The sequence below is a fragment of the Erwinia aeris genome (assembly GCF_041224955.1).
In the GTDB taxonomy this organism is placed as follows: Bacteria; Pseudomonadota; Gammaproteobacteria; order Enterobacterales; family Enterobacteriaceae; genus Erwinia; species Erwinia aeris.
Genome location: NZ_JBGFFX010000006.1, coordinates 14,245 through 28,601 on the forward strand (window position 1 = coordinate 14,245; position 14,357 = coordinate 28,601).

At 56.1% G+C, this 14,357-nt stretch carries 13 protein-coding genes; 4 read left to right on the forward strand and 9 right to left on the reverse strand.

What is annotated here, in order from left to right; translation table 11 throughout:
* Nucleotide 1: 1 nt before the first annotated feature.
* The 8 genes from yejF to AB6T85_RS11255 form a co-directional block, all read right to left on the reverse strand.
* A complete protein-coding gene (yejF, locus tag AB6T85_RS11220; RefSeq protein ID WP_369895601.1) occupies nt 2-1,585 on the reverse strand; it encodes a microcin C ABC transporter ATP-binding protein YejF in 1,584 nt (527 codons plus the stop codon).
* Nucleotides 1,585-2,610, reverse strand: a complete 1,026-nt coding sequence (locus AB6T85_RS11225; protein WP_253459891.1) for a microcin C ABC transporter permease — start codon at nt 2,608-2,610, stop codon at nt 1,585-1,587. Before AB6T85_RS11225 ends, yejF begins: the two co-directional genes overlap by 1 nt.
* Nucleotides 2,610-3,701, reverse strand: a complete 1,092-nt coding sequence (locus AB6T85_RS11230; protein WP_369895602.1) for a microcin C ABC transporter permease YejB — start codon at nt 3,699-3,701, stop codon at nt 2,610-2,612. The genes AB6T85_RS11225 and AB6T85_RS11230 overlap by 1 nt, the downstream gene beginning before the upstream one ends.
* Before the next feature lie 10 nt (nt 3,702-3,711).
* Complete coding sequence (locus tag AB6T85_RS11235) at nt 3,712-5,517, reverse strand: extracellular solute-binding protein (RefSeq protein WP_253459896.1); 1,806 nt, start codon at nt 5,515-5,517, stop codon at nt 3,712-3,714.
* Between the two features lie 102 nt (nt 5,518-5,619).
* Nucleotides 5,620-7,194 carry a cyclic di-GMP phosphodiesterase gene (locus AB6T85_RS11240; RefSeq protein WP_253459899.1) on the reverse strand — a complete coding sequence of 525 codons (1,575 nt, stop codon included), beginning with the start codon at nt 7,192-7,194 and terminating at the stop codon, nt 5,620-5,622.
* A 452-nt stretch (nt 7,195-7,646) separates the two neighbouring features.
* Nucleotides 7,647-8,222, reverse strand: a complete 576-nt coding sequence (mepS, locus tag AB6T85_RS11245; protein ID WP_125288197.1) for a bifunctional murein DD-endopeptidase/murein LD-carboxypeptidase — start codon at nt 8,220-8,222, stop codon at nt 7,647-7,649.
* 518 nt (nt 8,223-8,740) lie between these two features.
* A complete protein-coding gene (locus AB6T85_RS11250; RefSeq protein ID WP_253459905.1) occupies nt 8,741-9,448 on the reverse strand; it encodes a phosphatase PAP2 family protein in 708 nt (235 codons plus the stop codon).
* Nucleotides 9,449-9,486: 38 nt separating this feature from the next.
* Entirely contained in the window at nt 9,487-10,467 is a 981-nt protein-coding gene (locus AB6T85_RS11255; protein ID WP_125288195.1) for a CobW family GTP-binding protein, read from the reverse strand.
* Nucleotides 10,468-10,564: 97 nt separating this feature from the next.
* Here AB6T85_RS11255 and AB6T85_RS11260 point away from each other — a divergent pair, with 97 nt between their 5' ends.
* Nucleotides 10,565-10,864: a YmdA family protein gene (locus tag AB6T85_RS11260; RefSeq protein WP_301730488.1), complete on the forward strand. Its 300-nt coding sequence runs from the start codon at nt 10,565-10,567 to the stop codon at nt 10,862-10,864.
* A 181-nt stretch (nt 10,865-11,045) separates the two neighbouring features.
* On the opposite strand, the gene yeiP is transcribed toward AB6T85_RS11260, so the two are convergent.
* Nucleotides 11,046-11,618, reverse strand: coding sequence for an elongation factor P-like protein YeiP (yeiP, locus tag AB6T85_RS11265; protein WP_253459914.1), 573 nt, complete (start codon nt 11,616-11,618; stop codon nt 11,046-11,048).
* A gap of 159 nt (nt 11,619-11,777) precedes the next feature.
* Between yeiP and AB6T85_RS11270 the strand changes: the two genes are divergently transcribed.
* From AB6T85_RS11270 to fruK, 3 genes are all read left to right on the forward strand, one after another.
* Nucleotides 11,778-12,035, forward strand: a complete 258-nt coding sequence (locus tag AB6T85_RS11270; RefSeq protein ID WP_125288192.1) for a YkgJ family cysteine cluster protein — start codon at nt 11,778-11,780, stop codon at nt 12,033-12,035.
* Nucleotides 12,036-12,286: 251 nt separating this feature from the next.
* The gene (gene fruB / locus AB6T85_RS11275; RefSeq protein ID WP_253459917.1) at nt 12,287-13,420 is read left to right on the forward strand and encodes a fused PTS fructose transporter subunit IIA/HPr protein; all 1,134 of its coding nucleotides are present in this window, start codon (nt 12,287-12,289) and stop codon (nt 13,418-13,420) included.
* Nucleotides 13,417-14,355, forward strand: a complete 939-nt coding sequence (fruK, locus tag AB6T85_RS11280) for a 1-phosphofructokinase (protein WP_253459920.1) — start codon at nt 13,417-13,419, stop codon at nt 14,353-14,355. Before fruB ends, fruK begins: the two co-directional genes overlap by 4 nt.
* Nucleotides 14,356-14,357 lie beyond the last annotated feature (2 nt).

Below are 14,357 nucleotides of genomic sequence, written 5' to 3' on the forward strand. Positions count from 1 at the left end.
CTCAGGCAAGCGCAATTAGCTCCTGCGTATAGCGCGCTTTCGGCGCGGTAAAAATAGTTTCGCAATCGCCTTGCTCCACGACTTCTCCCTGGCGCAGCACCACCACCTGGTGGCACAGCGATCTGACTACGCGCAGATCGTGGCTGATAAAAATATAGGCCAGCTGACGATCCCGTTGGAGCTTTTTCAGCAGCGCCAGGATCTGTTTTTGTACGGAACGATCCAGTGAAGAGGTTGGTTCATCCAGCACGATCAGCTGCGGCTGAAGGATCAGCGCGCGCGCGATGGCGATGCGCTGCCGCTGTCCGCCGGAAAACTCCGATGGGTAACGATGACGGGTTTCCGCATCCAGTCCCACTTCCTGCATTGCCTGGATCACCAGCGCCTCGCGCTGTTCCGCGATCAGTTCAGGCTGGTGCACCTGCAAGCCTTCCGCAATGATCTGCTGCACGTTCAGCCGGGGATTGAGCGCAGAATTCGGATCCTGAAAAACCACCTGCATTTCCCGGCGTACCGGCAGCATTTGCCTGCGATCCCACTGGTGCAGCGGTCTGTCGCCCAGCCAGATTTCGCCTTTGGCCTCGATTAGCCGCAGCAGCGCCAGGCCGGTGGTGCTTTTGCCCGAGCCGGATTCCCCGACCAGCCCCAGGCTTTCGCCCGGACGTAGCTCAAAACTCAGCGACTTCAGCGCCTGATGCGCACCCACTACGCGGCGCATCAGACCCTTTTTCAGGGAAAAAGCGACGCTGAGGTTGCTGACCTTCAGCAGCGGTGGCGCCGCGCTGTCAACAGGATCGGGGCTGCCTTCCGGCTCCGCATCCAGCAGCGTGCGGGTATAGGGATGTTCGGGTGCGCTGAACAGCTGGCGACTGGTATTGCGCTCCACGCCCTGGCCGTTACGCATCACCAGCACGTTGTCGGCCAGCTGCCGCACAATATTCAGGTTGTGGGTGATAAACAGCAGGCCCATATTCATCTCCTGCTTCAGCTCCTTCAGCAGAACCAGGATCTGCGCCTGCACGGTAACGTCCAGCGCGGTGGTCGGCTCATCGGCAATCAGCAGCTGAGGCCGCGTCAGCAGCGCCATCGCAATCATTACCCGCTGCCGTTCGCCGCCGGAAAGCTGATGCGGAAAATCGCCCATTCGCCTGGCGGGCTGCCGAATGCCCACGCGATCCAGACAGCTAAGGATCTCGGCCTTCGCCGCCGCCGCGCGCATGCCACGGTGCAGCGATAACACCTCATACAGCTGTTTTTCAATGCTGTGCAGCGGATTCAGCGACACCATCGGCTCCTGAAAAATCATCGCCATACGGTTGCCGCGCAGGCCGCGCAGCGTGCGCTCATCGGCCTTCAGCACGTCCTGACCGGCGAACAGGATTTCGCCCTGCGGATAGACCACCGGCGGCGTGGGCAGCAGGCGCATCATCGACAGGGCGGTCACGCTTTTGCCCGAGCCGGATTCGCCCACCAGCGCCAGCGTCTCGCCCGCTGCGAGGCTCAGCGACAAATTATCGACAACCTGACGCTCAACGCCGGCCTGGCGAAAGGCAATGCTTAAGTTTTTGACGGTCAGCAACGACATCAGTGCACCTTACTGGGATCGAAGGCGTCACGAACCGCCTCACCGATAAAGATCAACAGCGACAGCAGGATCGCCAGCGAGAAAAAGGCCGCCATGCCGAGCCAGGGCGCCTGAAGGTTATTTTTGCCCTGTAGCAGCAGCTCGCCCAGCGAAGGCGACCCCATCGGCAGCCCGAAGCCGAGGAAATCCAGCGAGGTCAGCGTGGTAATAGAGCCGCACAGAATAAAGGGCAAATAGGTCAGCGTCGCCACCATCGCATTCGGCAGCATATGGCGCAGCATAATAGTCCGGTCGCCGACGCCCAGCGCCTGCGCGGCGCGAATATAGTCAAAGTTGCGCGCGCGTAAGAATTCAGCGCGCACCACGCCGACCAGCTGCATCCAGCCAAACAGCACGTTAATGGCCAGCAGCCACCAGAAGCCGGGCTGCACCACGCTCGACAACAAAATAATCAGAAACAGCGTGGGCATCCCCGACCAGACTTCGATAAAGCGCTGGCCCCACAAATCTACCCGCCCGCCATAATAACCCTGACAGGCGCCGACGATGATGCCGACTACGCTGGACATCAGCGTCAGCATCAGGCCAAACAGCAGCGAAATACGCGTGCCGTAGAGGATCCTTGCCAGCACGTCGCCGCCGTTAGCATCGGTGCCCAGCCAGTTTTGCAGCGAGGGTGGCGAAGGGAAGGGGACGCTGGAGGCGAAATTGATGGTGCCATCGCCAAATTTGATCGGCGCCCAGATGGCCCAGCCTTCCTTATCCAGGCGGGATTTCAGCCACGGATCCTGATAGTCGGCTTTGGTCGCCAGCTGGCCGCCAAAATCGGTTTCGCTGTAGTCCACCAGCAGCGGAAAATAGAAGCGATGATCGTAGCGCACCAGCAGCGGCTTATCGTTAGCCAGCAGCTCGGAGCCAAGGCAGAGCACAAACAGAACGGCAAAAATCCACAGCGACCAGTAGCCACGACGGTTATGTCGAAAACGCTGCCAGCGCGCGTGATTAACGGGGCTTAATCGGCTCATCAGCGACCTTCAAAATCAATGCGCGGATCGACCAGCGTATAGGTGATATCGCTGAGGATATTCAGCAGCAGGCCGATCAGGGTGAAAATGTAAAGCGTGCCGAACATAACCGGATAGTCACGCTGAATGGTGGCGTCGTAGCCCAGCAGGCCCAGCCCGTTCAGAGAGAACATCACCTCAATCAGCAGCGATCCGGTAAAGAACATGCTGATAAAGGTGGCCGGGAAACCGGCGATCACCAGCAGCATGGCGTTGCGGAAAACGTGACGGTAGAGAATTTTGCTCTCGTCCAGCCCTTTGGCCCGCGCCGTGACCACGTACTGCTTGCGGATTTCATCAAGAAACGAGTTTTTGGTCAGCATAGTCAGCGTGGCGAAGCCGCCGATCACCGTCGCCAGCACCGGCAGGGTAATATGCCAGAGATAGTCCGTGATTTTGCCGTACCAGGGCAGCGAGTCGAACTGCGCCGACACCAGCCCGCGCAGCGGAAACCAGTCCAGATAGCTGCCGCCTGCAAACAGCACGATCAGCAGCGTGGCGAACAGGAACGAGGGAATGGCGTAGCCGATGATAATCAGCGAGCTGCTCCAGATATCGAAGGCGCTGCCGTTATGCACGGCTTTGCGGATGCCAAGCGGGATAGAGACCAGATAGATAATCAGCGTGCTCCACAGCCCCAGCGAGACGGAAACCGGCAGGCTCTCTTTAATCAGCTGCACAACCGAGCTGCTGCGAAACAGGCTATCGCCAAAATCGAAGCGCACATAGTTCCACAGCATATCCAGGTAGCGCTGATACATCGGCTTGTCGAAACCGTAACGTTTGGTGATTTCCGCCACCACTTCCGGATCCAGCCCGCGCGACCCGCGATACTGGCTGTCACCGGGCTGAGCGTTCAGCGCGCTGCGTCCCTGCGCCTGCGGCGTATTGCCGGCGCCCGGCATTCCGGTAGTCTGGCCGAATTCGATATTGGCCAGCGCCTGATCGACCGGGCCGCCCGGCGCAATCTGCACGATAAAAAAGTTAATCGTAATAATCGCCCACAGCGTGGGAATGATTAATAGAAGTCTGCGTAGCAAATAGGCGCCCAAACTGCTCTCCTTAACGACGCTGGGCCGGCAGCTGCGCGGCTTTATTAACGTCATACCACCAGCTGTCGAAGCCTAAAGAATAAGTCGGCCGCGTGGCGGGCATCGAAAATTTATCCCACCAGGCATAGCGATCGCTGGCACCATACCACATCGGTATCATGTAATAGTTCCACAGCAGCACCCGATCCAGCGCACGACCCAGCGGCAGCAGCGCGGCTTCATCGCTCTGATGCTGATTTATCTTTTCAATCAGCTGGTCGATTACCGGGCTGGCGACATGCGGCCGGTTGTAGGTGGAATTTACATAGGCGCTTGACCAGTAAATTTGCAGGTTGCTGTCGGGGTAGGGGATAGCCGGGTAGGGCGAAACCAGCATATCAAAGTCGCTTTTGCGCATGCGGGCCAGATATTGCGAGCTGTCTACCTGCCGGATGACCAGGTTGATGCCCAGGCGCGCCAGATTGTGCTGAAAAGGCAGCACCCACTGATCGTTGCCGCCGCTGCGCAGCAGCAGTTCAAAGGTGAAAGGCTGGCCGCTGGCGTTGACCAGGCGCTGATTTTTCAACGTCCAGCCGGCCTGCTCCAGCAGCGCCGTGGCCTTCAGCAGATTGGCGCGATCGTACCCGCTGCCGTCGGTGTGAGGCGGCTGATAAATTTGCGAGAAAACCTCATCAGGAATTTTGCCCTTAAAGGGTGCCAGAATTTCCAGTTCTTTAGCGTCGGGATAGTCGGTAGCGGCATAGTCCGTGTTCTGAAAATAGCTGCGGGTGCGCTTATAAGCGCCGTAAAATAACGCCTTATTCATCCACTCAAAATCGAACGCCAGCGAAACTGCTTCGCGCACGCGGCGATCGGCAAACAGGGGTTTCTGTACGTTAAACGCCAGCCAGTTTGAGGAGGTAGCCACGGTATTCGGCTTTGCGTCTTTTACGATGTAATGGCTGTCGAAATTCCGGCCGCGATACTGGGTGGCCCACTTTTTGGCGGAGCCTTCGGCACGAAAGTCAAACGCGCCCGCTTTAAACGCCTCGAAAGCCACATTGTCATCCAGATAGTAGTCGTAGCGCAGCGTATCGAAATTAAAACGGCCTTTATTGACGGGCAAATTAGCGGCCCAATAATCTTTGACCCGTGACCAGGTCACGGACTGACCAACTTTATAGGCCGACACGCGATACGGCCCGCTGCCGGGCGGCGGTGCAGGTAACGGCTCGCTGAGATTATGATCTTTCCAGAAGCTCTGCGGGAAAACGGGCAGCGTAAGCAGCGAAAGCATCATATCTTTGTTGCCGACCGGCAGCTCAAAGCGCACCGTCAGCTGCGCAATGGCTTTGACCGTGACGCCTTTGTAGAACACCCGAAACTGCGGTACGCCCTGCTGCATAAATTTATTAAAGGTAAAAGCAACATCTTCTGCGGTGATGGATGAACCGTCCTGGTAACGCGCCTGGGGATTCAGCGTGACTTCCACCCAGCGATAGCTATCCGGGTAGCGAGCGAATTCGGCAATCAGCGGATAGTAGCTGCCCACTTCGTCTTCTGAGTTCACGAACAGCGTATCGTAAAGCGTATCCGTGCCCTGCGCCGGATTGCCGCGCGAGGCGAAACGGTTAAAGTTATCGTAAGTGCCGATAGCGGCAAGCGTCGCGCTACCGCCCTTGGGCGCAGCCGGATTGGCGTAGTCAAAATGCGTGAAGTTCACGGCATATTTAGGCTCGCCCAGCTGGGCAAAGGCGTAGCTCTCATGAATTTCTTCAGCCCGAGCCGTCGTCGCGGCGCAGCAGAACAGCAGCAAAGCTAACCAGCGAAAAATCATCTTATTATCCGATCCTGATAAAAAACGCAGCGCGATCCCCAGCCTGCCAGAGCATTGCGCAATGCGCCAGCGAAGCACATTTAAAAAGCGTAGCGCAATAACTCATCCGGCAGCCGGTTCGCTGCGGGGCTCATGCTGAAAATAATCAATCAGCTGCGTCACCGTACGCGGGCGGCTGAATAAATAGCCCTGAAAATGACAGACGCCACGGTGGCGCAGCCAGCGCGCCTGCTCACCGGTTTCTACGCCTTCAGCTACCGTCAGCAGATTGAGTTTTTTCGCCAGCGCCAGCACCGCATCCAGCACCGGCGAAGAAAACGACTCGCGGGCGATGTTTTTTACAAATCCCCGATCTATTTTCAGGTAGTCAAAACGGAATTTTTCCAGATAAATTAAGGCACTGTGTCCGGTGCCGAAATCATCCAGCGCGATACGAATATTTTGGCCGCGCAGCCAGTCGAACACCGACTGGGCGTTGCGGGTTTCTACCATAGTCCGTTCGGTAATTTCAAAAACGTAGCTGAAGTGATCCTTAGGCATCGCTTCCAGCCACGCTAAAACGTCCTGGAAAAAGGTTTTATCGCCCAGGTGAGCAGGCGAAAGGTTCAGGTTGAGATTGATGCCGGCCGGCACGGCATGTTGCAGCGTATGGCAATCGCGCGCCACCAGTTCAAACAGGTGCCGGGTTAAGGGCACAATCAAATTTTTGTTTTCGGCGTAGCGGATAAAAACGTCGGGCGGAATGGCGCCAGCTTCGGGATGCGTCCAGCGCAGTAGCGCTTCCAGACCGCAGGCCTGGCCGGTCGCCGCGGCAATAACCGGCTGGTACTCTACGTGGAATTCCCCGCGCCGAATGCCCTGCAGGATTTCCTTGCCCGGTCGGATAAAGAGCGTGAGCAGGGCATAGCAGGCAAAGCCGCCGGTCAGGCTCAGCAACAAACCGGCCAGCAGCACCAGCGTAATATCGTCACTATTCAGCCTGCCGCCATAAAGCTTTAACTGTAAAGGATAGCCGGGTAGCGTCATGGTTTTTGACGGATCGTCGGGCAACGAGCTGGTTGCCGTTACGCGCTGTTCCCAGCTGGTTAACGCCCGCTTGCCGGTCACGATAGCTATACCTGACATCTCATGCTGCCGTTCGGTATACAGCAGCCAGGGCGTCAGATTAATCTTTAGCGTGACCAGCAGGCCGTTGCCTGCCTCGCCATTCTGCAACCAGAGGTGAAGAACCGGTTTATCAGGCGTCAGCGGCGCGGCGGCAAGCTGAATATCAAGCGGCTTGCGGGTGTCCGTCGTAGGGGAAAACTGGCGCATAGCGATTTGGGTTTCTCCGGCCAGCGAAGAGCACCATGCCCGATTGTGATTAACCATCAGGATAGCCTGAATATTATCATCCAGGGCGGCGCGCTCAATCAGGTCATTTTTTATGGCGGAGCAGGCAGGGCGAGGCGACGTTTGTAGCGGCAACAGTTTCCGCTTTAGTTCATCGAGCATCGTCAGCACATAGGCCTGGGTGTTTCTGGCCATTTCATCGTGATTGTCGGCCCGGCGATGAAGCATAACGGCCAGCGCGATGATGATAAATGCCAGAAAAAGAAGTAAGCCGAGGGTCGCGCTGAAGCAGGCAATCTTGCGAGGATTGAGAAGTGGCCGCGTAAGGCTTGATGAGAGTGGCATGGGGTTTATCTCCCGAAAGTGCCGGTTAAGTCATTGCGCTGTCCTGCACAACAGACGCCGTTTCAATCCGGCAGGATATACCGGGAAAGTGCCGTTTGTCTTCTTATTATTATGATTAGCTTCGGTTTTTTAACGCATTATGTCAGTTATTTCGCTCGTGCGCGCAGGCAGGGCGCAATAAAACAAACCATCAGAACGGCCGATGTAGCCAAAAAGCTTTTGAATATAAATATTTGTGCGTCTGTTATTAATAACAAATTAGTGCCAGTTAATATTAAAGCAAGAGTGTCAGGCTCAGCGGGAAACAGGTTTCTTTGTGCTGGCCCCTCTTTGCCGTTTTCCAACGGGGCTTTAGTGAAAAAGGGGAAGAGCCAGGAAGCAGCCAGCCTTTACCCATAAAAAACCCCGCTTATAGCGGGGCTCGGAACCGTTTTGCACAGACTTCAGGGGGATCAGCTTTGCGTTCGGCTTAGTACCCGGCGGCCTTCGCGATAGCGATTTTTCCAGTAGGCGTCGTTGAGATTGGAAATCATCACGCCGCTGCTGGTAGAGGCATGCACGAAATTATCGTTGCCCAGGTAGATGCCGACATGGCGGCCGGTAGAGCCGGCGCGGAACAGCACTAAATCGCCCGGGCGCAGTTTGCCGCGCTGGATGCTTTTGCCGGTGTCTTCCTGTTCATAGGTTGAGCGGGGCAGATCCAGGCCAAACTGTTCACGAAAGGTGGTCTGCACAAAGGCAGAACAGTCAATGCCGCGTTTACTGGTACCGCCAAGACGGTAACGAACGCCCTTCCAGTCCGAATATTGATCCATCAGGCGGGATTTAATATCCACATTCTGAACCATCTGTTCGAATTCATCCTGAGACGCCTGAAGTAAAAAGCCGTTATGGCCATTAACTGCATGCGTATCAGTTTGTGCATTGCTGTTGGTATTCGTCGAGCTACAGGCTGAAAGCAGCGTGGCTAAAGCCACTGCGGGCAATACCCGCCATATATATCTCAGAATCGGTTGAGACTTGACCATTATGTTTGTGATCCCTTGAAGTCCTTAACGACAGAAGTCGCTAGCTATGCGAAACGGAACGAGATTAATTAGGGCACACGGGCAAAACAATTCCACAAAATTCAAATTGTGCGAAAGCGCACAGTTTAAAATGTAAATAATGGAAATATCTTACAGCTTTGTCCTAATCGGAAATGAGATTACCCGATTAACTGCGTGCTGGCGAGGGGTTTTAACGACTTTTTTATTGATTTTTATCATAAGAAACAGAGAGGTCGTAGTCTGGCCACTTTATCGGCACAAACGCTGAAAACCTGAGGCGTGAAAGGCTAAAAGAGCGTTAAAAAATGCGTGTTAGCCACAATTCAGTTTAATCCTGCTGTACGTTTCTTAAAGGCAGAAGATTCCGCTGGGGAGCAAACATCACGGCAGCTGTAGCATAAAGTGGGATTTTGAGGGCTGCATCGCATAAAAAAGCAACGAAAGTGGCGTAAATCACTTTTCGTTGCTTCCTGAAAACGGTAAAAAAAGCGGCTTAATTAATTAGCCGGCTTATATTTACCTGGTAAAGCACGATATAAAATATTCACCAGCCAGTCGCTGCCCGGCGTAATTAACCACCAGCTCGTCCCTACCAGCACCACGGAAAGCGAGCCTACCGCGACATCGGTAAACCAGTGCGCGCCAATCATAATGCGCGGCGTAGCGAATATCAGCACGATCCCCACGGCAATTAAAAAAGCACGAACGCCAAAGTAGCGCAGCATAAAGCTGGCAAAAATCATCAGCATCATGCCGTGATCGCCAGGAAAACTATCGGAAGAGGCATCTTTAGTTGGAATGCCGGTTAATGTCGTCACGTGATGAACGTCCGGGAAATATTTGGTCGGGCTGGGATGCGAAACCGGGATCAGATGACCAAGCTGGTTCAGCACCACCGCCGTCAGCAGCATAGCGATGCCGATAGCCAGCAGCCGCCTGCGCCCCTGGGGCGTTTCACGCCGCCAGAAACTGTAATAAAGCGCGCCCATCGCCAGCAGCGACACCGCGTCAAAAGGGCGAAAGTTGGTAATAGCAACCAGCCATAACAGCGCTTTATTGGTTGCCAGCCGCTCGTTAAACCAATAAAAAAGGTTTTTATCGAGCGTAAACCAGGCGCCGTGATTCTCCGGCAAATACCAGGAAAAAAAGAGCGCCAGTCCCAGCGCGTTAAGCACCAGGATAGTGATCAGTTGATTAGCACGCATTTTATTAAGATTAAGTTAAGAAGAAGTGACGGCGTACATTATACAACAGCAGTTAAACGAAGTTTCAACAAAGATGCCTGGAGGCTGTTCCAGTCGGCTTCTTCTTCATGAATAATTTCGATCCGGCTGTCTGGCGGCGCGGCCTGACGCGTTTCGATATTAAGATCCTCGCCCTGACGATTCACGCTCAGCAGGCCTTCCTGAATGCGCACCACGCCTTTTACCCGGCTAACCGGAGCGAGCCGCGCCCACTCCAACAGGCCAACCGTATCGAACACGGTTTCTGCATCAAACACCCAGCCGCAGGAATAGTAGCCCTGGCCCTGATTCAGCGAACGCCGCCAGCGCGTATTCTGCACGGGCGCCAGCGCCGCCAGTCGCGAAGCGGGCCTGGCATGATGGTGTGCCGCCTGCGGCAGCGGCTGCTGATTCAACCGTGGACGCGTCAGCAGTTCGCCAGCGATCTGGCCGAAACGCGCGGGAATAATGGGGCGCTGTAAAGCGTCCTGCGCGCGCCAGTCTTGCAGCGCTGCCAGCGTGGCCTCATCCCAGCGATCCTCTTTATTGGCCACGATAATATCGGCGGCGGCGAGCTGATCGCGGAAGTTTTCATTAGCCGTAATGCGGGCATCGCCTAGCTGACGTGGATCGAGCAGGCAGAGCGTGGCATCCAGCGTCAGCCAGGGCTGATAAACCTCCGCAGACAGCAGGTCGAGGATCTGTTTAGGATGACCAAGGCCGGTCGGCTCAATCAGCAGACGGTCGGGCCTGGTTTGCTTCAGCAGCATATTCAGGCCCACCTGCATCGGCAGGCCGTTAACGCAGCACATGCAGCCGCCGGGGATCTCTTTTAGCACCGCGCCGCTTTCCGCCAGCAGCGCGCCGTCTATACCTACCTCGCCGAACTCATTAACCAGCACCGCCCACTTTTCTCCCTGTGGTTTCTGCGCCAGCAGATGCAGCAGCGTAGTGGTTTTGCCGCTGCCCAGAAAACCGGTAATCAGGTTTACGCGAGTCATTATTTTCTCCTTGAGTTGTGGCCGGTTGTGCTTATCGGCTTTCGGAAAGCGTATTGCCGACTATGTTAATTAAGAGACGCTAATAAATGAGGTAAGTATGAGCAAACTTAACTTTTCGCTGGCCCTTTTTTTGATGGTTCCGGCAGGTAGCGCGCTGGCGACGGTAGCCGCAGGCACCGGCGTTATCACTTTTTCCGGAGCGATCACGGAGCCGGGTTGCGCTGTGCAACAGGAACAGAATCAAATCAGCGCTACCTGTTATCGCGACGGCCAGCTAAAAGTATCGCCGATCTCGCTACAGGCCAACGGTACGCTGCCATCCGGCATCGCCCGTATCGACGTTGAATGGCTGGACCAGGCGCGACGACAGGGCATACTGATCGTTAACTATCGCTAGTAGTGTAATAATATAACAATAACGGCGAGGCGTGGCGCGCTTGCCGTTTTATTAGTCTGCGCGGCCCATGAGGGCAGGCGCGCGCGCCGTTTTATGAGTCTACGCTGCCTATGAGAACTGGCGCGCTTGCCGTTATTATTATTCTGCGCGGCCCATAAGGGCAGGCGCGAATACCTTTTTATTAGTCTGCGCGGCCCATATAGCGGCGTTCGGCAATATGGATGCGGATGCGCTCGCCGCTGCTGAGGTATTCCGGCACCTGGATCACCAGGCCGGTGCTCATGGTGGCAGGCTTGGTACGCGCGCTGGCGGAAGCGCCTTTAATGCCCGGCGTGGTTTCGATAATTTCCATATCCAGCGTTTGCGGCAGCTCAAGCGCCAAAATTTGCCCGTCCATCGTCAGCACCTGAATGCCCGGAATGCCGCCTTCCGGGATAAACAGCAGCTCTTCTTCGATCTGATCTTTTTTGAAGACGTAAGGCGTGTAGTCCTCGTCATCCATAAAGACGTATTCGTCACCGTCTACGTAAGAGAAGGTAACCTGACGACGGCTCAGCGAGATCGCTTCCAGGATGTCGTCACCCTTGAAGCGCTCCTCGACTTTCATGCCGGTACGAATATCGGTAAAACGCATTTTATAAAGGGTAGAAGCCCCGCGCGCGCTGGGGCTTTGGACATCAATATCTTTGACTAACAGCAGCTTACCGTTATGGCTGACGGCCATGCCTTTTTTGATTTCGTTTGCTCTTGGCATTGTGTTATCTCGATGAAAGGGGCAATGAAAATGTTCGCGACAAATTACTCTTGCTGACGGCTTCAGGCAAGTGCTGAACGAGGAAGAAAAGCGGGGATGGCGACCATAGTATTCCCACTGCGCGCCTGCTATTGTCGCGTCTCTTAAAGGGGATAACCAATGCAATGTCGAGCTTCCTGCGGCGCCTGCTGTACCGCGCCGTCTATTTCCACACCGATCCCCGGAATGCCCGACGGCAAACCGGCCAACACGCCCTGCGTTCAGCTGGATGAACAGCAGCGCTGCAAAATCTTTACCTCGCCGCTGCGGCCGTCGGTCTGCGGCAGCCTGAAACCCGATGCTGAAATGTGCCGTAACAGTCGGGAAGAGGCGATGGTCTGGCTACTGGATCTGGAAAAACAGACCGCCTGGTGTTAATTGCCTGTTGGCTAAAAGTAAGGCATCAGCCATCCATCGGCCGATGAGACCTTTTTCCCAAAAAGATAAGGCGAAGTGTGCGTCGCTTCAAAAATCTGCTATGCCGTTGGCAGTAAAACTTGCCATAAACGCAGGAACGGGGCCAAAATCATTGAAACGTTTCAGCGTCGTCTGCACAGGCAGTTAGCGGCCTGAAAGCTTGTTTTTCCGTCCGCCAGCTGAAACGATTCAATGAAGCAGTGAGGAGAACTATGTTCCAGCTTGAACTGAATGCAATCCATCCCGGTGCCAGGGCCGGAGATAAAGAAGAGGCCATCCGACAGGTGGCAGCCGCTTTAACCTCAGCCGGCAACGTGGGTGAAGGATATGTTAACGGTATGCTGGCCCGCGAGCAGCAAACCTCGACCTATCTGGGTAACGGCATCGCTATTCCCCATGGCACGACCGACACGCGCGATCTGGTGTTGAAAACCGGCGTGCAGGTTTATCAGTTTCCGCAGGGCATCGCCTGGGGCGAAGACCAGACCGCCTATGTGGTGATCGGCATCGCCGCTAAATCGGACGAGCATCTGGCGCTGCTGCGTCAGCTGACGCACGTGCTGAGCGATGACAGCGTGGCGGAACAGCTGAAAACCACGGACTCCGCAGAAACGCTGCGCGGTTTGCTGATGGGGGAAAAGCAGGGAACGGAATTTAAATTCGACACCTCGCTGATCACAGTTGACGTGGCGGCCACCGATCTGATGACGCTCCAGGCGCTGAACGCCGGTCGCCTACAGCAGGCCGGCGCGGTTGATGCGAGCTTTGTCAGCCGCGTTATCGCTTCGCGTCCGCTGAATTTAGGGCAGGGCGTCTGGCTGAGCGACAGCACCGAAGGCAACCTGGGCAGCGCCGTCGCCGTAAGCCGTAGCGCGACACCCTTTGAAGTAGACGGCGAAAAAGCCGCGCTGCTGGTGACGGTTGCCGTAGCCGACGAGCAGCCGCTGAACGTGCTGAACTATCTAAGCGATCTGCTGATTAAGCAAAAAGCGGATCGCCTGCTGAGCGCCGATGCCGCAGGGATCCTGGCGCTGCTGACCAGCGAAGTCTCCGAACAGGCCGATACGCTGACGGAAGAGTTTACTATCCGCAACGAGCACGGCCTGCATGCCCGTCCGGGCACGGCGCTGGTCAGCGTCATTAAAAAATTCAACTGCGACGTCACGGTGACCAACCTTGACGGCAGCGGCAAGCCGGCTAACGGCCGCAGCCTGATGAAAGTAGTGGCGCTGGGCGTGAAAAAAGGTCACCGCCTGCGCTTCACCGCCAGCGGCGAAGATGCCCGCGCGGCGCTGGATGCGATCGGCGAGGCTATCAGCGCTGGTTTAGGCGAGGGGGCGGCATGAGCAGACGCGTAGCAACCATCACGCTGAATCCCGCTTACGATCTGGTGGGCTATACGCCGGAAATCGAGCGCGGCGAAGTCAACCTGGTGAAAACCACCGGCCTGCACGCCGCCGGGAAAGGCATCAACGTTGCCAAAGTGCTGAAAGATTTGGGCATCGATGTCACCGTTGGCGGCTTCCTGGGCAAAGAGAATCAGGATGGCTTTCAGCATTTGTTCAGCGATCTGGGCATTGCTAACCGTTTTCAGGTGGTCGAAGGCCGGACCCGCATCAACGTTAAGCTGACTGAAAAAGATGGCGAGGTCACCGATCTTAACTTTTCCGGTTTTGACGTCACCCCGCAGGACTGGGAGCGCTTCACCACGGATTCTCTGACGTGGCTGGGCCAGTTCGATATGGTCTGCGTCAGCGGCAGTCTGCCCGCAGGCGTCAATCCCGATGCCTTTACGGAGTGGATGATCGCGCTGCGCACGCACTGCCCGTGCATTATTTTCGACAGCAGCCGCGAAGCGCTGGTGGCGGGCCTGAAAGCCGCGCCCTGGCTGGTTAAGCCAAACCGTCGCGAGCTGGAAATCTGGGCCGGGCGCAAGCTGCCGACCCTGCAGGATGTGATTGAGGCGGCGCATGCGCTGCGTGAACAGGGGATCGCCCACGTAGTGATTTCGCTGGGCGCAGAAGGCGCGCTGTGGGTTAACGCTTCAGGCGAATGGATCGCCAAACCGCCGGCCTGTGAGGTGGTGAGTACCGTGGGGGCCGGGGATTCAATGGTGGGCGGGCTGATTTACGGCCTGCTGATGCGCGAATCCAGCGAGCATACCCTACGCCTGGCTACCGCCGTAGCAGCCCTGGCCGTAAGCCAGAGCAATGTGGGCGTAAGCGATCGTACCCAGTTGGCCGCGATGATGGCGCGCGTCGACCTGAAACCTTTTAACTGACA